The sequence below is a fragment of the Paenibacillus sp. OK003 genome (genome assembly GCF_900109515.1).
Lineage (GTDB): Bacteria > Bacillota > Bacilli > Paenibacillales > Paenibacillaceae > Paenibacillus > Paenibacillus marchantiae.
Map to the genome: position 1 here is coordinate 329,062 of NZ_FOBD01000001.1, position 20,528 is coordinate 349,589.

Here is a 20,528-nt window from a genome sequence, read left to right on the forward strand (position 1 = left end):
TTCAATAGTATCGTGCAAGTAACTACCTGACTTCAAAGTGCGTACTTCCTTAATGGATAGTCAGGTTCTACAATGAATGAGTAGCCATGACAAACATTGCATGCATCTGAACTGGCTGAACGGTGCAGGCTAAATATTTTAACATCCTTTACAGGATATACTCATACTCGAACAACAAAAGGAGAAATGAATCGTGAAATTGCAATTGGCATTGGACTTGGTAAACATCCCTGAAGGTATTGCACTTGTTAAAGAAGTTGAACAATATATCGATATCGTTGAGATTGGTACGCCAATCGTTATAAATGAAGGTCTGCACGCGGTAAAAGCGATGAAAGAAGCATTCCCTAATCTGCAAGTTCTTGCAGATCTTAAAATTATGGATGCTGGTGGTTATGAAATCATGAAAGCAGCTGAAGCTGGTGCGGATCTGATCACTGTGCTTGGGGCAACCAATGACAGTACGATCAAAGGTGCAGTAGCAGAAGCGAAGAAACAAAACAAACAAGTTCTTGTGGACATGATCAACGTGCCTAACCTTGAACAGCGTGCTCGTGAAGTTGATTCGCTTGGCGTAGATTACATCTGTGTACACACAGGTTATGACCTGCAAGCTGAAGGACAAAGCCCGTTCGAAGATCTGCAAACGATCAAAGCTGCTGTGAAAAACGCTAAAACGGCTGTCGCTGGTGGCATCAAGCTAGAAACATTGCCTGAAGTGATCAAAGCACAACCGGATCTGGTCATTGTAGGTGGCGGGATCACCGGCCAAGCAGACAAAGCCAAAGTAGCAGCTGAGATGCAACGTCTGGTTCAACAAGGGTAAGACAGATGAGCACAGGGCAATACGCAGTGGACATCTTGAAGGAACTGGAGCGTACGCTAAGCCAGATCGACGACTCGGAGATGAAGGCCATGGCGGAACATATTCTGGCTGCCGAACAGATTTTTGTGGCAGGCGCAGGCCGGTCCGGTCTGATGGGCAAGGCTTTTGCCATGAGATTGATGCAGATGGGGCTTCGGGTATATGTAGTTGGTGAGACCGTTACGCCAGGGATCAGTGCGAAGGACTTCCTCTTGTTATGCTCAGGCTCAGGGGAAACTGGTAGCCTGGCAGCAATGGCTCAGAAGGCCAATAAAGCAGGTGCTTCTGTGGGTCTGATCACAATTAAACCAGAGTCCACCATTGGACAGCTGTCCGATACCGTGGTTCGTCTTCCTGCCTCCGCCAAAGAGGATACAGCGACCGCCGGAGCAGCCGTAACCATTCAGCCGATGGGCTCTCTGTTTGAACAGGGGCTGCTGCTGAGCATGGATGCACTGGTGCTCACCATGATGGACATGAAGAGTATGACTGGAGCAGATATGTTTGGGCGTCATGCCAACCTGGAATAGTCCAAGTGTCATAAACTTTATAAAATAGAATAGATAAGTTGAACTAAACATTTACAAAATAACGTAGAGGACAGAAATAAGCTGGAGAAGCGGAGCGTTCGCCTTTATGACCAGATTTTCACTTTTGATAAATAGGATGAAAAAAATCTGGGCATAACAGCGATCGGAAGATTGTTCTGTCATCGGAGTGGCTAGTGTAAATATTCATTAGTTCAACTTATATAGATGGAAGACCGGAATTTCCTTGAAAAGAGGGAGTTCCGGTCTTTTCTGTTATCGTTGTTTGTGGTCTGATTCGGGGTTTGCTTAACATCGGGGTCGTGCTGTAGTAAAATGTATACAAGCTGTATCGAACCAATGAACCCGTATTTGATACAAGGGAGCGGCAAGTTCTCCTGCTGCGGAGTGTTCTTGTGATATGCGAATTGCATTTTAGCGATATAAGATCGAATGGAAGAGAAGGGGGGCTCGGTGCCATGGCGTCCGAAGTGAAGGAACGGATCAACTTGAAAGAGATTAACTGTGAGAAAGAATTGACCCTTGCGGTGATCGGAGGCAAATGGAAACTGATTATTCTATGGCATCTGGGTCTTGAAGGCACCAAACGTTTCAGTGAATTGAAGCGATTGATTCCTCATATTACTCAAAAAATGCTGACCAACCAGTTGCGTGAGCTGGAGGAAGACAAACTAATTGAGCGCAAAGTGTATGCAGAAGTACCTCCTCGTGTGGAATATACGATGACGGATCACGGACAGAGCCTGATGCCCGTGCTGCATGCGATGTATAACTGGGGTAAAAACTATGGTGAAAATGTAATTTGGAAATCAGAATAAGTTATAGTCAGACGAACCGCCGGGTAAATGGATACTTCCATTACCCGGCGGTTTTTCTTTTCTTCTAATTCACTGACAGTTTTAAAAAAGTTTTCTTGAAACGTAGAAGGCAGAAATAGCCTGAAGAAGCGAAGCGTTCGCCTAAAAGCTTTCAGAAAGAAAGCTGCATCGGAAGCATATGCTTATCCCCGGATTTCCCCCTTCAAAAAAGGAACAAAAAATCTGGGGATAACAGCGATCGTAAGGTTATTCTGCCAGCGGAGTGGTAAGTGTGAATATCCTGTAAGGTATAAATGCTCCGAATATGATACGATGAGAGATATTGGAAATGCAAGGAGGATGACATATAACGATGGGAAAAATACGTACACGCGATGAAGTAAGCCAAGAGACGACCTGGGACTTGCGAGACTTGTTTGGGACTGACGAAGAGTGGGAGCAGGAGCTTAGATCACTGCCTGAAGCTGCTGCCCATATCGAAACATTCAAAGGACATCTGGGCGAAGGCGCTGAGCAGCTGCTGGCCTGTCTGGATGCCCGCGAAGCTTTGCAGGAACGCATTAGCAAAACGGCTTCATATGCCCGGCTGAAACAGTCGGAGGACAGTACCAATTCCGTGAATATTGAGAATTCAGCCAAGGCGGGAGACATCTTATCGAATTTGTCGTCGTCCTTGTCTTTTGTGAATTCCGAGATCGTGAATCTTCCGGATGGAACGGTTAAACGTTATATTGAAGAACTTCCGGGTTTGCAGCCGTATGCCCGCAGTTTGAATCGTCTAATTCAGGAAAAGGCACATCGTCTTTCGCCCGAAACGGAGAAGGTACTCGCTGCCCTTGGGGAAGTACTGGATTCGCCATATCGGATCTATCTGCGTGGTAAACTGGCAGACATGACGTTTGACGATGCACTTGATGGCGATGACAATAACCGCCCGCTGTCCTGGTCATTCTATGAGAATAATTATGAAATGTCATCGGATACGAAGCTGCGCCGCTCTGCGTATGCTGCATTCAGCTCCAAGCTGAATGATTACAAAAATACGTTTGCTGAAGGTTACGCCACCGAAGTGAAGAAACAGGTCGTCATGTCCAGGCTGCGTGGATATGATGATGTAACGGATATGCTGCTCAGCCCGCAGCAGGTAAGCAAAGAGATGTATAACAATGTACTGGATATCATCCAGCAGGAACTTGCACCTCATATGCGCAGACTGGCAGCTCTCAAGAAACGTGAGTTAGGTCTGGACAAGTTGATGTTCTGTGATTTGAAAGCACCACTGGACCCTGAATTCAGCCCTGCCATTACATATGAGGAAGCCTGCACGCTCATTCGTGAAGCTCTTGCCGTGATGGGACCGGAATATGGCGACATTGTGGAACGTGCATTTAGTGAGCGCTGGGTAGATTACGCAGATAATGCGGGCAAATCGACAGGAGCTTTTTGTTCGTCCATATATGGTTCTCATTCCTATATCCTCATCTCATGGGCAAACAATATGCGCGGAGCATTTACACTTGCCCATGAAGTGGGACATGCCGGACATTTCATGCTTGCCGGGCATTACCAACGACTTACGAATACACGACCGTCCCTCTATTTCATAGAGGCGCCTTCGACAATGAATGAAATGCTGCTGGCAGATCATTTGTTGAAACGTTCTGATCATCCGAGAATGCGTCGTTGGGTCATTTTGCAATTGCTCAATACGTATTACCATAACTTTGTTACGCATCTGCTTGAAGGTGAGTTGCAGCGTCAGGTGTACGCACTCGCAACCAAGGATGAACCGATCACAGCGAAGACATTAAGTCAGCTGAAAGGCAACATCCTCTCCGAGTTCTGGGGGCCTGATTTGGTGATTGACGAAGGGGCCAAACTGACCTGGATGAGACAGCCTCATTATTATATGGGATTGTATCCATATACCTATGCAGCAGGTCTGACGGCATCTACCGCTGCTGCACAGCTGATTCGGGAAGAGGGGCAGCCTGCCGTAGACCGCTGGCTTGACGCCTTGAAAGCGGGAGGAAGCCTTGATCCGCAAGAGCTGATGAAGCTTGCGGGTGTGGACATGTCCGGGCCTGAGCCGATTCGTGCTGCCGTGGCCTATGTTGGCAGTCTGGTCGAGGAACTTGAACGTCTGTATTCGTAATCAGGTTCATATAGTATACGGACAAGGCTTGTAGGGTTGTCTGCGTGCACCGTCTCCTTGGCAGGGGGCGGTGCATCTTAATTTGCAGGGAGAAGGGAATGATGATGAATGACGTCATTGAGCATATCTTCATCACTGGGCTGGTTAAGCATGGATGGCTTCGGTATTTTTGATGACATGAATGATGTTCCGGGATTTGAGGGCAATCAGAGTGGTTTTTTTGCTGGTTTCAATGAGTTTGGTGCAATGAGTGCGTTTGGATCAATCTTTATCGGGGGCATATTTCTCATCATTGCGGGTGTCATTGTTTATGCCATTATTTCCGGGGTACGCACATGGTCTTCGAACAATGCATCAGCTCTGTTAACCTTGCATTCAACAATTGTGGCCAAACGAACGAGAGTTAGCGGGGGATCAGGGGACAGCAGTGCTTCCACCTACTATTACATTACATTTGAGCTGGACAACGGTGAACGGGTAGAACTGAACGTCGGTGGAAATGAGTATGGTATGCTTGTAGAAAATGACCGAGGCATGCTGACGTATCAGGGGACAAGGTTTAAGCATTTTGAAAGAGATGTGCAGCCCCAGTCCGGTGTTAGTAAAAACAGCTTTTATACGTGAAATAACAGTGAAGCGGCTCCTCCCGAGTGGAGAGAGTAGTTTTTGGTATGGGTAAAAGAAACCAATCACAGGGTATTCAAACGCTTACAATGATGATATACTCGTAAAATAAAGCTAAACAGTATAAAACAAAAATAAACAAACAAAAAATAAAGAATAAAGTGCAGAGCAGCTATGATTGAAATCAAGGAATATTCAAGAGCGAAAATATAGTATGGGATGAAGGGCTGGTGAAGAGCGGTGAGTGTGCTGGCGTATGATTTGGGTGCTGGAAGCGGGAGAGCACTGCTGGGTCATCTGAATGATCGGGGAATGGAAACGATGGAGATCCATCGGTTCAAGAATGAACCGGTAAAAGCGGGGGAGCGGCTGCACTGGGATATATTGAGGCTGCACCATGAATTGCTGGAAGGGCTGAACCTTGTTAAACAAAAGGGAGAGCAGCCTGAAAGTCTGGGGATTGATTCCTGGGCGGTTGATTTTGGACTGCTTGGAAGTCATGGTGAATTGTTGGGTAATCCGTATCATTACCGTGATACACAATTTAACGGCATGATGGATCAGGTGCGTAAGGAATTGACCTCTCAGCGAATTTTCGAACGCACAGGCATCCAGTTTCTTAGCTTTAACACACTGTACCAGTTGGCTACGCTTAAGCGAAGTGGCTCCCCACTGCTTAACGAAGCGGAGCGTTTTCTCATGATCCCCGATCTGCTTCGTTACTTTCTGACCGGTGAAGCGGTGAATGAGTTTACCAACGCCACCACAACACAGCTGTACAACCCAACCACAGGGCATTGGGACGGTGAACTGCTTGCACATATCGGTATTTCGGAGACGCTGTTTGGAGATGTGGTCATGCCAGGTACTCATGTAGGACAACTGCGTAGCAGCATTTGCAGTGATCTGGGCCTATCTGCCATTCCGGTTATTGCGGTTGCAGAGCATGACACCGGTTCAGCGGTCGTGGCTGTTCCGGCAACAGAGCGTTCATTTGCTTACCTAAGCTGCGGAACCTGGTCACTTATGGGCACGGAGATTGATCACCCCGCCATCAGTTCCCAGAGTTTGGCGCTCAACTTTACGAATGAGGGCGGGGCAGGCGGTACGTTCCGTTTGCTTAAGAACATCATGGGCCTGTGGATTTTGCAGGAATGCATGCGTGAATGGGAACGGAAGGGACAGGGAATCAGCTATGCGGAGTTACTGAGCAGGGCGGAACTTGCTCCTCCATTTACGAGTCTGTTTGATCCCGATGATGAGCGGTTTATGCCAGCAGGGGATATGACCTCTCGCATACAACAATATTGCCGTGATACAGGGCAGGCTGAGCCGCAAGACCAGGGGGCCATTGCCCGTTCTATTCTGGAGAGCCTTGCACTGAAGTATCGGAGAGTGCTGGAATGGACAGAACAACTGTCCAGACAGTCTTTTAATGGATTGCATATGGTCGGTGGTGGCATTCAGAATCGCCTGTTATGTCAGTGGACAGCCAATTCCATCTGCAAACCGGTATGGGCGGGGCCAGCAGAAGGTAGTGCGATCGGGAACATGGCTGTACAGTGGATGGCAAGTGGAGCCTTTAAGGATATATGGGAAGCCCGCAAGGTCATTCGTGATTCATTCCCAGTTACTGATTATGAACCAAAGGACAGACCCATCTGGGAAGAGGCCTATGGTAGATTCCTAAGGTTGACGGCTTCTCCCAAATCACAAGCCGGGAGCGAGGTGTAACATGCTGGCAGCAGAGCGCTATGACCGGATTGTGGAGATGGTTAATGTTAAGGGCAGTATGCGTGTATCCGAGCTTAGTGAGCACTGCCGGGTAACAGAAGAGACCATTCGGCGTGATCTGGACCGGCTGGAGCAAGCAGGGCGACTGCGCCGTTCCCATGGCGGCGCTGTCAGCGTGAAGGAAGAGCAGCCGGAGATCCCTTACCGGGTAAGGGAAACAACACATGCAGAGGAAAAGAAAAGAATTGCCCAATCGGCTCTATCCATGATTCGTCCGGGTGATCGAATTCTACTGGATGCCAGCACGACAGCAGGGTATATGGCGGCCAATATGCCGGATATGCCACTGACCGTATTGACCAACTCCATACAGGTAGCCACCGAACTGAGCAGCAGGGACAAGATTGAAGTCATCTCGACTGGAGGCCAGCTGGCCCAGAGATCGTTGTCTTTTGTTGGACCGCTCGCCGAACGTTCTCTAGAGACATATCATGTCGATAAATTGTTTCTGTCTTGTAAAGGTGTGCATCTGGAAGGTGGCGGAATCAGTGAATCCAATGAGCTTCAGGCACGGTTGAAGCAGAAAATGGTCGGTATATCCGACCAGGTCATTTTGCTTGCGGATACGAGCAAGTTTGGAGTTCGTGCATTTGCCCGGGTAACCGGGTTAAATGCGGTTCATGCGGTGATCACGGATCAGTCGCTTGATGATGATTTGATAGAACGACTGAACAGCTATGATATCTCAATCACAAGGGTATAAAAACGATAAACGATACGATATTCGATACGTATATGCGTTATAACAACAATTCATCAGTTATAGGAGCGTGTAATCATGAAGGTCTCCTTATTCATTACCTGCCTCAGCGATGCCATATATCCCCGTGTGGGGGAGGCGATGGTGAGATTGCTCGCCGCTCATGGCGTTCGGTTGGATTTCCCGCCCGTGCAGACCTGCTGCGGTCAGCCTTCCTACAACAGCGGGTATTGGGATGAGACACGGGTAGCCGCCAAAACGATTCTGGAAGCCTTTGATGATAGTGATTTTGTCGTCTGTCCCTCGGGCTCCTGTACGTACATGATTCATCATTATCCCGAGCTGTTTGTCGATGAACCTGTATGGCTGGAGAAGGCTAAACGTTTGGAAGCCAAAGCCTACGAGTTCACACAGTTCCTCGTTCAGGTGCTTGGCATCACGGATTTGGGTGCACATTTTCCGCATAAGGTTACATATCATCCCTCCTGTCATGGCAGCCGTTTGTTAGGCGTAAAGGATGAGCCTATGGCATTACTTTCGGCAGTAAAAGGTTTGGAATTTGTTCCCCTTCCTTACGGAGAGGATTGCTGCGGCTTTGGTGGTACCTTTGCTATCAAAATGCCGGATATATCTGGTGCCATGGTCACAGAAAAAGTTGATCACATCAAAGAGACGGAAGCCGAAGTATTGGTAGGACTGGATATGGCCTGTCTGATGAATATCGCAGGTAATCTGCGGTATCGGAATGAACCAGTACGTGTGATGCATTTGGCCGAACTGCTATATGAGGGGGTGCAAACAGGATGAGTCAACCCGGTGTAATGGATGTTACCGTCAAAGAACGTGCAGAACTGGCTTTGAATGATGACTTCCTGCGGAAAGCCGTCAAGTTTACGACAGAGCGATTGCGTAATGGCAAGAAGTCTGCATCCGAAGAACATGGGAACTGGGAAGAATGGCGTGAACGTGGACGTCAGATTCGTCTGCATACGATCGCACATCTGGATTATTATCTGAATGAATTCGTCAATAATGCACGTGCCAATGGGGTTCATATTCATTTTGCCGATACTTCGGTAGAGGCAGCAACGATTGCACTGGATATTGCGGCTCACAAGCAGGCTTCTACGGTGGTGAAATCCAAGTCGATGGTGTCCGAGGAAGTACATCTCAACCATGTATTGGAATCCGCAGGTATTGAAGCGATAGAGACCGATCTGGGTGAATACATCATTCAATTGGCGGGTGAAGCTCCATCTCATATCGTCATTCCGGCAATTCACAAGAACCGTTACCAGATTGCGGACCTGTTATCCAAGGAAGCGGGTGAAACTCTGGAACCGGACACCACCGTACTTGCTGGATTTGTACGCAAAAAGCTGCGTGAGAAGTTTCTTGAAGCCGATATTGGCATGACCGGCTGCAATTTTGCCATTGCAGAGACGGGTTCCATGGTCCTATTTGAAAATGAAGGCAATGCCCGCATGGTATCCACCGTGCCAAAAACACAGATTACCTTAATGGGCATGGAGCGTATCATTCCATCCTGGACGGATCTCGAGGTGATGGCAACCCTGCTGCCACGCTCCGCGACAGGTCAAAAATTGACGATGTATATGTCAGGCATAACCGGTCCTCGTCGAACAGAAGATGGGGACGGACCAGATGAAATGCACATTATTATCGTGGATAATGGACGTTCACTCCAGTTGGGTGATCCCGAATTCCAGGAGTTGTTGAACTGTATTCGCTGCGGGGCCTGTCTGAACGCTTGTCCGGTATATCGTCATATCGGCGGGCATGCCTATGGTGGAACCTACAGCGGACCGATCGGAGCGGTGCTTACGCCTGCACTCAATGGCAATATTGATGAATGGAACGACATTGCGGGTGCTTCCAGTCTGTGCGGAGCCTGTTATGAAGCCTGTCCGGTCAAAATTCCGCTGCATGATATGCTCGTATATTTACGCAGACGCAAGGTGGAAGAGGGCCATGGCAACAAGCTTGAGAGCGCTGGCATGAAAGGTTTTGCAGCGGTTGTATCCAATTCTAAACGCTTCGGTGCGGCTATTCGACTGGGACAGATTGGTCAGAAAGCCATTGTGCGGAATAACGGAATTTCACTTAAACTTGGGCCCCTCAAAGGCTGGAACAGCTATCGGGTTGCGCCAAGCCTCGCGAAGCGTTCCTTCCGGCAGCAATGGAACAAGCTGGATCAGGAGCTGAATCAGGAGAAGAAAGAGATGGATTCTTCCGTTCGGGACCGAATGGAACAGATTCTTCGTGAGCGTGAGGGGGGCGGTGGTCAACATGAACACTGAACATCAGGAATGGCTGGAGCAAATGGAGAAGAAGTCCCGTGCAAAGCAGGAACACTTTATGAACGATATTGCGTCCAAATTGAGAAGACCACGGCAGACACATGCTCCGACTCAACCTTTTCGCGGTGCACCCGCATTCTGGACGGATCTGGATTGGGACATAGATAAGCGCATACAGGCATTTACCGATAATTTTGTGAGTGTAGGTGCTCATATTGCGCGGGTAAGAGACATTGGCGAAGCCTCGGATTTCATCGCTAACAAATCTCATGAATTAAGTGCCAAATACATCATACGTCAGAATGAACAGGCGCTGACCGAACTTGGATTGGAAGAGCAACTCCCCGATGTGCAGATTTCTGTATGGAACAGCCAAGCAGAGGAGAACTGGAAGGCACGGGCAGCCGAGGCAGATATCGGTGTAGTCATGGCGGATTATGCTACAGCATATACGGGTTCCATCACGGTGCTTTCTTCGCCAGAAAAAGGGCGTTCTGTGAGTCTATTGCCCACCGTACTCATCATTATTATTCCGATTGAACGGCTCTACACCAGGCTTGGTGAAACGCTTGATCGCTTCGATGAAGCGGGAAGAGAAAATCTTCCGGCAGGCATTCATTTTATTTCCGGTCCCAGTCGTTCTTCCGATATTGAAAATGATTTGACCATTGGGGTACATGGACCGGGGATTGTATATGGTCTTATTATGGGATAACACCATTTCTAAATGCATAACCTCACGAATGACTGTCCAAAAGCAGCTTTTTGTCTGCGAAGGGCAGTTTTTTCTATGTCTAGTATGTCCATTATGAAAGGGATAATGAGCCATTCAATCATATGGCAGTAGATAAAAATATTCTATAGATAAAAACTATTAATATTATAATTATTATATATTTAACCTATCAAGGGAAGCGGCGTATAATCCATTTCAAGAGAGGGTTCATGTGAGACCCGACCAAGGAGGCGTTATGAATGAGCATATTTTCTTATCAAGTTCCATTTATGTATGGACACGCGGGTGATTTATCTGTTTATGAGGGGAAAGTGCTACTTATTGTGAATACAGCCAGCAAGTGCAGTTACTCTCGACAATTTACGGAGCTTCAGCACCTGTATGAGCAGTATCGTGATCAAGGGCTGGAGATCCTGGCGTTTCCCTGTGATCAATTTAATCACAAGGAGCCGGGCAGCAGTGATGAGATAGCTCAGTATTGCAGGAATCATTTTCATATATCCTTTCCGATTTTTGAGAAGATCGAGGTTACCGGACAATCCATACACTCTGTGTTTCGCTATCTGGTCGAAGCTGCCCCATTTGAAGGTTATGATATGGAGTCGGAAGAAGGTCGGTGGATGGATCAATTCGTCAAGGAGAAACATCCCGATTTATACCGGGGAGACGGGATCAAATGGAATTTCACCAAATTTCTGATTGACCGAACCGGGAAAGTGAGTGGCCGCTATGAGACTACAGTGGCACCAATAGAGATGGAGTCCGCAATTCGGAACCTGCTGAGACAGGCTTAGTTTGAGTTTGAGCGAGCGGTGTATCTTCAAAATTCTAGTATTCGTATACAGCAAAATAATCTCTATATGGAGGGAGCAAAGGGAATTTTACTCATGCCAATTCGGATGGATACCCATTGGTCCTACGACTTTGAGACTGTTGAAGATTAGGACTGGAAATGTTAGGGTAAAAGAGAGATAACGAAGGAACCCATTTTTTTTATTCTAAAATGACTAATATACTATTTCGGTCAGTTGGTTCCGGTGTGATTTTCAGGTTATCTGGATGAAATATGAAAATTTGCAGAAAATGAAGGCATGTCTGTTGATCTGAAGTCGTAATTGAACGAAGGTATTATTTCTTAGTCGAACGTATTACTTGGAAGAGGAGTGAGTATTATGGCGCAAAATTCAGTTCCCCAACCCAAAACTTTTGGGCCTTTAGGAAACTTACCACAGTTAAATACCGATGAGCCTGTACAATCCCTGGTAAAACTCGCTGAAGAGTATGGACCCATTTTTCGAATGGATTATCCTGGACGAAGTGAATTGTATATTTCAGGTCACGAACTGGTGGCCGAGGTAAGCGACGAATCCAAATTTGATAAACGGGTATGGGCACCGCTGGAGAAGGTACGTGCATTTGCCGGAGATGGCCTGTTTACGAGTTGGACTCAAGAACCGAATTGGAAAAAAGCTCACAATGTGCTGCTACCTAGCTTCAGCCAGCGTGCGATGCAGGGATATCACAATAAAATGATTGATCTCGCTGTACAGCTCGTGCAGAAGTGGTCCAGATTGAACCCGGATGAGACGGTTAACGTACCCGATGATATGACTCGTCTCACCCTGGATACGATTGGACTGTGTGGGTTCAACTACCGATTTAACAGCTTTTATCGGGAAGAGCCGCATCCTTTCATTACAAGCATGGTGCGAGCACTAGACGAATCGATGAGTTCGTTGCAGCGTTTGCGTCTGCAAGACAAGCTGATGATCACCAAAAAGAAACAGTTTGAGCAGGATATCCGTTCGATGTACTCTCTGGTGGATCATATTATTGCGGAGCGCAAGGAGCAGCCCCAGGAAGGGGCGGACGATCTGTTGTCCCATATGCTTAGTGGCAAGGACCCGGAAACCGGGGAAACGCTGGACGATGAAAATATCCGTTACCAGATCATCACCTTCCTGATTGCTGGACATGAGACGACGAGTGGCCTGTTGTCCTTTGCCATCTATTATTTAATGAAAAACCCGGATACCCTTGCCAAGGCTCAAGCTGAAGCAGATCAGATTCTGAAAGATCCGGTTCCGACATACAATCAGGTCCGCAATCTGAAATATGTTCGTATGGTTTTGAACGAAGCATTGCGGTTGTGGCCTACGGCTCCGGCATTCTCCTTATACGCGAAGAAAGATCTTGTTCTGGACGGGAAATATCCTTTGCAAAAAGGGGATAGTGTCAGTGTACTCATTCCCAAGCTGCACCGGGACCGCGACGCGTGGGGAGACGATGTGGAGGAATTCCGTCCGGAACGGTTCGAAGATCCGAGCAAGGTGCCACATGACGCCTATAAACCATTTGGTAATGGTCAGCGGGCCTGCATTGGTCAGCAATTCGCCCTTCAGGAAGCAACACTTGTGCTGGGCATGGTTTTGAAGCATTTTGATTTCATCGATCATGCAGACTATCAGTTGAAAGTAAAAGAAACGTTGACACTCAAACCCGATAACTTCACAATCCGTGTTCGTGCACGTGGGGGTCAGCCGGTCATGGCTGTTCCGGGTGTTGCCGTGGAGGAACCGACTCAGGTTGCCAAACGACAAGAGCCGGATACAGCAAATGCCCATCACACCCCGATGCTTGTCCTATATGGATCTAATCTTGGGACTGCGGAAGGCATTGCGCGTGAAATCGCAGATACAGCAAGATATCAGGGCTTCCGCAGCGAGGTGGCTACCCTGGATGATCGTGTAGGCAAACTTCCGAAGGAAGGCGTCGTCATCATTGTGAGCGCATCCTACAATGGTCAGCCACCAAGCAATGCCAAGGATTTCGTCGAGTGGATTGAACATGCGGATGCAGGGGAATTCCAAGGCGTTCGATTCTCCGTTCTCGGATGTGGGGATCACAACTGGGCCAGCACGTACCAGCGTATCCCGCGTTTGATTGATGAGCAGTTATCTTCCAAAGGAGCAGAACGATTATCACCGATCGGAGAAAGTGATGCCAGCGGGGACTTTGAGAAACAGGTTGGAGACTGGACCGAGCAGCTATGGCCGGATCTGGCACGAACTCTGGGCCTCAAGTTGAATACAAGCTCAGGTAGTGAGCGCAGTTCCTTGTCAGTACAGTTTGTCAGCGGACTGGCGGTAACTCCGCTCGCGGATACGTATGATGCACATGTTGCTGAAGTGCTTGAGAATCGGGAACTTCATGATGCGGGCAGTGAACGAAGCACACGTCATCTGGAGATTAAACTGCCTGAAGGCGCAACCTATAAGGAAGGCGACCACCTGGGCATTTTACCGCAAAACTCGTCTGAGCTCGTAGAACGAGTACTGAAACGATATGGATTCACAGGTACGGAACATCTGGTTCTGGATGCCTCTGGTCGCAGCGCAGCTCATCTGCCATTGCACCAACCGGTTAATCTGGTCGATCTGCTCAGTCACAGTGTGGAGCTTCAGGAAGCGGCAACTCGGGCCCAACTGAGGGAGCTGGCGGCGTACACGGTGTGCCCACCGCATAAGAAGGAGCTCGAAGCGCTTCTTGATGAGTCTGTTTACATGGAAGAAGTGCGTAAGAAACGCATATCCATGCTGGATTATTTGGTGAAATACGAAGCATGTGAGCTGCCTTTCGAACGGTTTTTGGAACTGCTGCCTTCCCTGAAAGCCCGATATTATTCAATCTCCAGTTCACCGCGAGTGCAGCCTGAGCAGGCCAGCATAACCGTCAGCGTAGTGCGTGCTCCGGCGTGGAGTGGTCAGGGAGAATATAAAGGTATAGCGTCCAACTATCTGGCGAACTTGAAGCCGGGTGAAGAGGTTGTCATGTTCATACGCACGCCTGAGTCCGGGTTCGAACTGCCAGAAACTGCAGAGGCTCCGATCATTATGGTTGGTCCGGGGACGGGCGTAGCTCCATTCCGTGGTTTCCTGCAGGCAAGACGTGTACAGAAGGAACAGGGTGAGAAGGTTGGCGAGGCGCATCTGTATTTTGGATGTCGCAACCCTGAACATGATTATTTATATAAAAATGAACTCGAAACTGCGGAGCAAGAGGGCCTTGTCCAGCTTCATACCGCCTTCTCCCGCGTGGACGGGGAAGAGAAATGTTACGTGCAGCATCTAATGAGAGATGATGCCCACAAACTGATTCCTCTGCTCGAACAGGGTGGACATCTGTATGTTTGCGGCGATGGCAGCAAGATGGCACCTGATATTGAAGCAACACTCAAGAAAGCGTACGCTGATGTCAGCGGCAACTCCACAGAGGAAGCCGATGCGTGGTTAGAACGTTTGCAGCAGGAAGGTCGTTATGCCAAAGATGTGTGGACAGGTATCTGAATGATACGTTCCTGATTCCAATGATGGATAGGCATCTGCGCGGTGAGACACAGAAGGGTTCTGTGCTCACCGCTTTTTGCTATGGCACAATAACCGAGCAGACCAATGCAGGTATGAGTTATACTAGGGAAGAGAAATATGCATATCTTGACATGGGATAGACCCAAGATTTGAATCGTATCTCTAACCGGGCGATTGCAGGCACAGGTATGAATTCAGCGATGTCTGGTCTCATTATTTCTTCTTTTTATTCGTTGGACGATAGATCGATTCGACCTGAGTTAGCGGAAAGAGAATACGTGAGGAGAATTTACCTTTTCCCTGCAGCTCGATGTAATCCAGTCCAACACCAACAAGTCGGATATTGTTAAATGCGTTTCCGGATGGGAATACCGTGCGGATGCCTACCCGTATGCCTCGCCGTGCTCGGGGTACATCAAATACACGAATGGAAAACAAACTGAGTGGAATAAATAACTGCCGATTGACTTTAATGAAATTGCGCGGAAATACTTTTCTAATTATTCCAGGTTCCAGACCGGACAATGGAGCATTCAATTCTGCCAGATGTCCCTGGAACTCGGCCAGACGCTGCTGAAGTGTTTTTCCTGTATGAAGTTGGTGCCAATTCATAAGCAATCCTCCGTTCGCCATTTATACCTACTATATGAATGGACGAGGGCAAGAGGTGAGCGAAATGGCGCCCATGTTACTCATGATAAGGTACAACTTAAGATATAGGGAGTGATTCAAATGGACGTGGAAATGTATAAAGACCTCATTCGGGATGAACGTGGCAACTATTATATTGCCGTACAGATGGAGGGTAATGAGCTTACGCTAGTCAACGCATTTGTTGAAGCATCGTTTACACCGGAACTGATCTATAATGAAGAATTTCGAAATAAACATAAAGAGATGGAAGGCGGTTTTGTAGGCAAAATCGCAATGGACCTTCTCCGGCATGATGTAGTCATGGGTTTGAAACAAATGGACAGAAAGCTGATTGAGCTGTCGGAAGTTGAGCAGAAGTACACGGTGAACTATATAGACACGATTGAGTTCTATCGCCACCCTGCGTGGGAGCGGAAAGCATAAACGAAAAATTTATTTTCGTGGATAGTCCATTAGGATAGTAAAATCGTAAAAGCAAAAGCGCAAGTACAGGGGAGTTGCCCTTGCCACTTGCGTTTTTGGCGTTGCAACTATTCATCGGGAATGGGCTTGTTATTGTTCCTGTGGGCTGCACATGATCGTGGATCGATATCTGGCGCAGCTTGAGGAGAAGCCGGAATCTTATTTTTTCGGATGCAGTCGCTGTTGAAGACAAGAGAGGCTACATCATAGATCTGCATTTGAACCATATCGACATAGGAACCGTATTCCTCATCTTCTCAAGAGCAGAGGGTTCAATGACGAAGAGCATAACGATAAAGGCGATGAGGCGGCTTTTTAATGAGAAAAACATAGATTCCTCCTTAAGCGAATAGACATCAAGGCTGTCGTCAAAATGGGAAAAAAGACTGCGTATTATCCGCAGTCTTTGAATTAAAAGTGGTTGGAGCGGCCTTGCGTTCCTAGAAACGAACCAGATTGTTGATGCGAACAGGTAAACCAGTTGCGATAGCGCGATTGGCTGCAATTCCGGTGAGGATGGATCTTGCTCCGTCGAATTGGTTGGCAGCGCGGTGGTAGGGATCTTCCGCTGGCTCTCCAAACAGATCATTCAGAAGTACAGGATCACCTCCGCCATGGCCGCCTTCTTTTTCCTCGACCTGAACCTCGTATGGGGCATCGAACATGGGAAGGACTCGCAGTGTTTTCCCAATCAATGCACCTTCAAGATTTTTGTCACCCAGCGAGTTAACATAGGATTGTTCCACAATATTCATTTCGATCCGGCCTTTGGTGCCGTTAATGGCGATGCGATAACCTTCCCACGGCTGGTATGCAACCAGTGAATAGGTCAATATGGCTTTATTCTGATACTGGACAAGAACGCCCATCGTATCCTCGATGTTGATGCCATCTCCGAATACGCTTTGATCCCGCTGGTAGCCGTCTTCCGGCTCAGCATCCAGATACATGGCTTTGAGATGTGCATCCGAATCCAGGTGCAGGGCAAAAGGATCTTCTTGCGCAAGCGGGTTGCCTGTTGCACGAGTGTAAAACTGGGTCACGCCTCGTTCCTCTGCGTTCTCTCTACCATAATACATGAGATCGCCGAATGCGAAGACGGTCTCAGGCTGCGAACCGATCCAAAAATTGACCAAGTCGAAGTGATGCGTGGATTTGTGTACGAGCAGTCCGCCACTATTACGCTTGTCCCGGTGCCAGCGGCGGAAGTAATCTGCGCCATGGCGCGTATTCAACAGCCATTCGAAGTGGACCGAAGTCACTTTTCCGATCGTGTCATTCTGAATCAATTCCCTTATTTTGGTATGGTGCGGCGCATAGCGGTAGTTAAAGGTGACGCGTATATTTTGTCCAGTCCGCTTGACGGCATCAAGAATATCCTGACATTTGTGCTCATCGATGGTCATGGGCTTCTCCGTCACAACATCACAGCCAAGCTCCATTGCGCGAATGATGTATTTGTGGTGGGTGCGGTCGATACTGGTTACAATGACGAAGTCCGGCTTCTCGTTCTCAATCATCTGATCGAACTGATCTGCAGGATAGGTTGGCACCTCATTGTATTTATATTTTTCCCTCAGCAGCTGATTGGCGTAATTCATGCGTGTCTGGTTAATATCGCAAAAAGCTGCAAGTTCGGATGTTTTCCTGAAATTTTGGGCTAATGCTCCATAGAAAAATTCAGCACGGCCGCCTGTTCCGACCAATACATAGCGTTTTTTGTTACTCATGTCTATCGCCTCCTTGAATATAGCTCTAGACTATAACAAGGAAGCACTTCTTTCGCCGCTTTTTATGCGTAATCGCTTTCAAATGCCGCTTATTTTGCTATAATTCAACTAAAGGGGGCAGCTGCATGATACAGACATTTGGAGCGGAGTACCATGATCCCACCGGATATTTGAATATCGAATATGATCGCCGCGTTGGATATTTTTCTATGACCGATGACCATCTGCATGACCATTATGAGCTGTACTACCTGCTATCGGGTGAGCGCATATACTTCATCAAGGATCGAACGTACCGGGTCCAAGCCGGAGATTTCGTATTCATTAACCGGAATACCGTTCATAAAACGATGGAGAGTGGAAGGCCAGATCATGATCGAATTGTTCTGTATATCAAGCCAGAACTGTTCACCGAATTGGCCATTTTACCCGAGCTGGCAGAGGGACTGAAGGAGCCATTCGGCTGGAATATTCCCATTCTGAGGCTTCCTTCACAGGTAAGTGAAACAGCGGACCGAATGGTCAGTGAAATGATTGATGAGATGGTCCATACCAGAGCTGGAAGCAGCCTGCTGCTGCGTCACCGATCCGTTGAACTGCTGTTGTTTGCTTACCGTAACAAACATTTGAGCACCGTGCACTCGGCCGACAGTGAGCCGGTTCTGCATCCCAAGGCACAAGCAGTGGTGCGTTATCTCAACGATAACTATCATCAGGATTTAGCGCTGCCGGAGGTTGCTGAATTATTTCGAATTAGTCCCCATTACCTCAGCCGTCTGTTCAAACAGACTACAGGTTTCACGTTCAGCGATTATCTCAATCTGCTTCGCGTGAAGGAGGCGCAGCGTTTGCTGCGTGAAAGCGAGGATTCCATAACGGAGATCGCTCTGCGAGCGGGATTCAGCAATTTTTCACATTTCGGGAAGATGTTCAAGCGCACGGTTCAGGTGTCACCGAGGACATATCGTCAGGAGTTTAGAGAAGTAGGTTCGACGAGAGTGCTGAAATAGGGTGGGTTTATTTCAAACGTTGGAGTCCCTTAATAATGATGTTTGTTTTATCACTTACCTTTTGTAATTCTTTCAATGAAAGCTTCACATAGTCTGGGGGAAACAAGTGCCAGTACTGATTATAAAGATCACTTCGCTCGATATATAATCTTTGAGTCGTTCCGTCGACCATATTAGTAATGAGCCCATAATAATCGAAAGCGTTCTTAATATTGTTCGTATAGATGCTCAGGTTTATTTCATCTGTTGTTTTGTTGCTTTTGATGTATCGATCCAGCTCTTTTTTATAATGTATACTTTCCAGAATAACACTGCGGTAAGCTGAGTCGGCAGAAGACTCGATACGATGTTTGAGTTCACGATACTTATGAAAAAAGATGGATGCAATAATCAGAATGATAGTGAATAAAATCAGAATAATATGTCGTGTTTTTGTACTCATAAATACGTCCTTGTTTATGTATTTAGTATTTTCCCATTTTGAAAATGGAGTTCTACATAATAACATGTAACGACACTTAAACCTATAGGTAAATACAGGAAGGGAATTCTTGACGACACGCGATCCGAAGTCGAACATGTAAAAAAAGAACCTGAGCTATCCTGCGTGCGCAGATAAAGCATGGGTGAATTTCTCCTTTTAGTGTAACGGAAATATGATAGAATGTGGAAAAATACTGCAAGTAATTCCTGATAAGATGGGAGTCGGAACGATGTATACATATAATGAAATGACAATTGATCATTATGATCAGGCCATTAAGTTGTGGGAACGAACGCCAGGAATGGGACTTAGTGAAGAAGTTGATTCAAGGAAAGCTATTTCGGCATATTTGCAGCGCAACCCGGGGCTAAGTTATGTATGTCTTGATGAGAATAAGAATCTTATTGGTACTGTATTATGTGGAAATGACGGCAGAAGAGGATTTATGTACCATGTAGCCGTAGATCCTGCTCATAGGGGGCGCTCCATTGCCAAAACGCTCATTCGGTTTAGTCTGGAGCAATTGAGACATGCCGGCATTATGAAATGTCATTTGATGGTGCTAGATGATAATGAAATCGGTAATCGTTTTTGGGCAAGCCAGGGGTGGCAGCGGAGAGACCATATTTTGTTGTACTCTTCGAGCACGCTGTAATTAATGACTTATATAGAAGGAAAATATTCCTTCAACCCATTTTACATCTTGCGATTCAAGAGCAACCGGCGTATATTGAGATTTAACTAAATTAGGAATAATTTGAAAGATTGATAGCTTGTAAAGACATTTTTGTACATAAAGGAGAAGCCGATGATACAGACCAGATTGGACGAATTGGGCATTGTATTGCCCCAAGCAAGTACGCCGGCAGCAAAGTATACCAATGCGGTGATTGTAAATGGAATCATGTATGTGTCCGGTAAAGGTCCGGATACGCGAGAGCGTGGTAAACTCGGGGAGCAGTTTACGACGGAGCAGGGATATGAATTTGCCCGAAATGCTGCCATCGAGCTGTTGGCTGTCGTGCAGGAAGTGCTTGGTTCGCTGGATCGGGTGAAACGGGTGGTTAAAGTGCAGGGGTTCATCAATGCCACTGCCTCGTATGAGGAGCACCATAAAGTGTTAAACGGGTTCTCGGATCTGATGCTGGATGTGTTCGGAGAACAGGGCGTGCACGCCCGTTCCGTATTTGGTGCTGTATCCGTAAGGGATAACTTGCCGCTGATCATTGACTCGATATTCCAGGTGGAGGAGTAGAGTTC

At 47.3% G+C, this 20,528-nt stretch carries 19 protein-coding genes; 16 read left to right on the forward strand and 3 right to left on the reverse strand.

What is annotated here, in order from left to right; genetic code table 11:
* The first annotated feature begins 193 nt into the window (after nucleotides 1-193).
* The 12 genes from hxlA to BMW94_RS01665 all read left to right on the forward strand — a co-directional run bounded on the left by hxlA (nucleotide 194) and on the right by BMW94_RS01665 (nucleotide 14,907).
* Complete coding sequence (hxlA, locus tag BMW94_RS01610) at nucleotides 194-826, forward strand: 3-hexulose-6-phosphate synthase (protein WP_090993813.1); 633 nt, start codon at nucleotides 194-196, stop codon at nucleotides 824-826.
* A 5-nt stretch (nucleotides 827-831) separates the two neighbouring features.
* Nucleotides 832-1,395 (forward strand): 6-phospho-3-hexuloisomerase, encoded by a 564-nt coding sequence (hxlB, locus tag BMW94_RS01615; RefSeq protein ID WP_090993814.1) that lies wholly within the window; start codon nucleotides 832-834, stop codon nucleotides 1,393-1,395.
* 476 nt (nucleotides 1,396-1,871) lie between these two features.
* Entirely contained in the window at nucleotides 1,872-2,231 is a 360-nt protein-coding gene (locus BMW94_RS01620) for a winged helix-turn-helix transcriptional regulator (RefSeq protein WP_090993816.1), read from the forward strand.
* Between the two features lie 352 nt (nucleotides 2,232-2,583).
* A complete protein-coding gene (gene pepF / locus BMW94_RS01625) occupies nucleotides 2,584-4,386 on the forward strand; it encodes an oligoendopeptidase F (RefSeq protein WP_090993818.1) in 1,803 nt (600 codons plus the stop codon).
* Between the two features lie 108 nt (nucleotides 4,387-4,494).
* The gene (locus tag BMW94_RS01630) at nucleotides 4,495-5,010 is read left to right on the forward strand and encodes a DUF2500 domain-containing protein (RefSeq protein WP_368086886.1); all 516 of its coding nucleotides are present in this window, start codon (nucleotides 4,495-4,497) and stop codon (nucleotides 5,008-5,010) included.
* A gap of 240 nt (nucleotides 5,011-5,250) precedes the next feature.
* Nucleotides 5,251-6,744 carry a rhamnulokinase gene (locus tag BMW94_RS01635; RefSeq protein WP_090993820.1) on the forward strand — a complete coding sequence of 498 codons (1,494 nt, stop codon included), beginning with the start codon at nucleotides 5,251-5,253 and terminating at the stop codon, nucleotides 6,742-6,744.
* Between the two features lies 1 nt (nucleotide 6,745).
* Nucleotides 6,746-7,507 (forward strand): DeoR/GlpR family DNA-binding transcription regulator, encoded by a 762-nt coding sequence (locus tag BMW94_RS01640; protein ID WP_072732506.1) that lies wholly within the window; start codon nucleotides 6,746-6,748, stop codon nucleotides 7,505-7,507.
* 75 nt (nucleotides 7,508-7,582) lie between these two features.
* The gene (locus BMW94_RS01645; protein ID WP_063563333.1) at nucleotides 7,583-8,311 is read left to right on the forward strand and encodes a (Fe-S)-binding protein; all 729 of its coding nucleotides are present in this window, start codon (nucleotides 7,583-7,585) and stop codon (nucleotides 8,309-8,311) included.
* Nucleotides 8,308-9,825: a LutB/LldF family L-lactate oxidation iron-sulfur protein gene (locus tag BMW94_RS01650; RefSeq protein ID WP_090993822.1), complete on the forward strand. Its 1,518-nt coding sequence runs from the start codon at nucleotides 8,308-8,310 to the stop codon at nucleotides 9,823-9,825. The genes BMW94_RS01645 and BMW94_RS01650 overlap by 4 nt, the downstream gene beginning before the upstream one ends.
* Nucleotides 9,815-10,540: a LutC/YkgG family protein gene (locus BMW94_RS01655; RefSeq protein ID WP_090993824.1), complete on the forward strand. Its 726-nt coding sequence runs from the start codon at nucleotides 9,815-9,817 to the stop codon at nucleotides 10,538-10,540. The genes BMW94_RS01650 and BMW94_RS01655 overlap by 11 nt, the downstream gene beginning before the upstream one ends.
* Before the next feature lie 260 nt (nucleotides 10,541-10,800).
* Nucleotides 10,801-11,355, forward strand: a complete 555-nt coding sequence (locus BMW94_RS01660; protein ID WP_090993826.1) for a glutathione peroxidase — start codon at nucleotides 10,801-10,803, stop codon at nucleotides 11,353-11,355.
* A gap of 378 nt (nucleotides 11,356-11,733) precedes the next feature.
* Nucleotides 11,734-14,907 (forward strand): bifunctional cytochrome P450/NADPH--P450 reductase, encoded by a 3,174-nt coding sequence (locus BMW94_RS01665; RefSeq protein WP_090993828.1) that lies wholly within the window; start codon nucleotides 11,734-11,736, stop codon nucleotides 14,905-14,907.
* 234 nt (nucleotides 14,908-15,141) lie between these two features.
* Here the strand turns inward: BMW94_RS01665 and BMW94_RS01670 are convergent, their stop codons facing one another.
* The gene (locus tag BMW94_RS01670; RefSeq protein ID WP_064638911.1) at nucleotides 15,142-15,540 is read right to left on the reverse strand and encodes a hypothetical protein; all 399 of its coding nucleotides are present in this window, start codon (nucleotides 15,538-15,540) and stop codon (nucleotides 15,142-15,144) included.
* Between the two features lie 120 nt (nucleotides 15,541-15,660).
* On the opposite strand from BMW94_RS01670, the gene BMW94_RS01675 reads away from it, so the two are divergent.
* Nucleotides 15,661-16,005, forward strand: a complete 345-nt coding sequence (locus BMW94_RS01675) for a hypothetical protein (protein ID WP_090993830.1) — start codon at nucleotides 15,661-15,663, stop codon at nucleotides 16,003-16,005.
* Between the two features lie 479 nt (nucleotides 16,006-16,484).
* Here BMW94_RS01675 and BMW94_RS01680 read toward each other — a convergent pair whose 3' ends face one another.
* Nucleotides 16,485-17,774: a Gfo/Idh/MocA family oxidoreductase gene (locus BMW94_RS01680; RefSeq protein ID WP_090993832.1), complete on the reverse strand. Its 1,290-nt coding sequence runs from the start codon at nucleotides 17,772-17,774 to the stop codon at nucleotides 16,485-16,487.
* A gap of 125 nt (nucleotides 17,775-17,899) precedes the next feature.
* Here BMW94_RS01680 and BMW94_RS01685 point away from each other — a divergent pair, with 125 nt between their 5' ends.
* Nucleotides 17,900-18,784 (forward strand): AraC family transcriptional regulator, encoded by an 885-nt coding sequence (locus tag BMW94_RS01685; RefSeq protein ID WP_090993834.1) that lies wholly within the window; start codon nucleotides 17,900-17,902, stop codon nucleotides 18,782-18,784.
* A gap of 7 nt (nucleotides 18,785-18,791) precedes the next feature.
* On the opposite strand, the gene BMW94_RS01690 is transcribed toward BMW94_RS01685, so the two are convergent.
* Complete coding sequence (locus BMW94_RS01690; RefSeq protein WP_090993838.1) at nucleotides 18,792-19,226, reverse strand: hypothetical protein; 435 nt, start codon at nucleotides 19,224-19,226, stop codon at nucleotides 18,792-18,794.
* 271 nt (nucleotides 19,227-19,497) lie between these two features.
* Here BMW94_RS01690 and BMW94_RS01695 point away from each other — a divergent pair, with 271 nt between their 5' ends.
* Together BMW94_RS01695 and BMW94_RS01700 are read left to right on the forward strand one after the other, a co-directional pair.
* Nucleotides 19,498-19,923, forward strand: a complete 426-nt coding sequence (locus BMW94_RS01695) for a GNAT family N-acetyltransferase (protein ID WP_254790071.1) — start codon at nucleotides 19,498-19,500, stop codon at nucleotides 19,921-19,923.
* Between the two features lie 153 nt (nucleotides 19,924-20,076).
* Nucleotides 20,077-20,523, forward strand: a complete 447-nt coding sequence (locus BMW94_RS01700) for a RidA family protein (RefSeq protein ID WP_090993839.1) — start codon at nucleotides 20,077-20,079, stop codon at nucleotides 20,521-20,523.
* The last annotated feature ends 5 nt before the right edge of the window (nucleotides 20,524-20,528 follow it).

Bases quoted from the DNA above. Each gene is read 5' to 3' on its own strand.
- pepF (WP_090993818.1), top strand. From the start codon at position 2,584: ATGGGAAAAATACGTACACGCGATGAAGTAAGCCAAGAGACGACCTGG.
- BMW94_RS01655 (WP_090993824.1), top strand. From the start codon at position 9,815: ATGAACACTGAACATCAGGAATGGCTGGAGCAAATGGAGAAGAAGTCC.
- hxlB (WP_090993814.1), top strand. From the start codon at position 832: ATGAGCACAGGGCAATACGCAGTGGACATCTTGAAGGAACTGGAGCGT.
- BMW94_RS01685 (WP_090993834.1), top strand. From the start codon at position 17,900: ATGATACAGACATTTGGAGCGGAGTACCATGATCCCACCGGATATTTG.
- BMW94_RS01670 (WP_064638911.1), bottom strand. From the start codon at position 15,540: ATGAATTGGCACCAACTTCATACAGGAAAAACACTTCAGCAGCGTCTG.
- BMW94_RS01630 (WP_368086886.1), top strand. From the start codon at position 4,495: ATGACGTCATTGAGCATATCTTCATCACTGGGCTGGTTAAGCATGGAT.
- BMW94_RS01700 (WP_090993839.1), top strand. From the start codon at position 20,077: ATGATACAGACCAGATTGGACGAATTGGGCATTGTATTGCCCCAAGCA.
- BMW94_RS01665 (WP_090993828.1), top strand. From the start codon at position 11,734: ATGGCGCAAAATTCAGTTCCCCAACCCAAAACTTTTGGGCCTTTAGGA.
- BMW94_RS01620 (WP_090993816.1), top strand. From the start codon at position 1,872: ATGGCGTCCGAAGTGAAGGAACGGATCAACTTGAAAGAGATTAACTGT.
- BMW94_RS01660 (WP_090993826.1), top strand. From the start codon at position 10,801: ATGAGCATATTTTCTTATCAAGTTCCATTTATGTATGGACACGCGGGT.
- BMW94_RS01695 (WP_254790071.1), top strand. From the start codon at position 19,498: ATGTATACATATAATGAAATGACAATTGATCATTATGATCAGGCCATT.
- BMW94_RS01680 (WP_090993832.1), bottom strand. From the start codon at position 17,774: ATGAGTAACAAAAAACGCTATGTATTGGTCGGAACAGGCGGCCGTGCT.
- BMW94_RS01675 (WP_090993830.1), top strand. From the start codon at position 15,661: ATGGACGTGGAAATGTATAAAGACCTCATTCGGGATGAACGTGGCAAC.
- BMW94_RS01650 (WP_090993822.1), top strand. From the start codon at position 8,308: ATGAGTCAACCCGGTGTAATGGATGTTACCGTCAAAGAACGTGCAGAA.
- BMW94_RS01690 (WP_090993838.1), bottom strand. From the start codon at position 19,226: ATGAGTACAAAAACACGACATATTATTCTGATTTTATTCACTATCATT.
- BMW94_RS01640 (WP_072732506.1), top strand. From the start codon at position 6,746: ATGCTGGCAGCAGAGCGCTATGACCGGATTGTGGAGATGGTTAATGTT.
- BMW94_RS01645 (WP_063563333.1), top strand. From the start codon at position 7,583: ATGAAGGTCTCCTTATTCATTACCTGCCTCAGCGATGCCATATATCCC.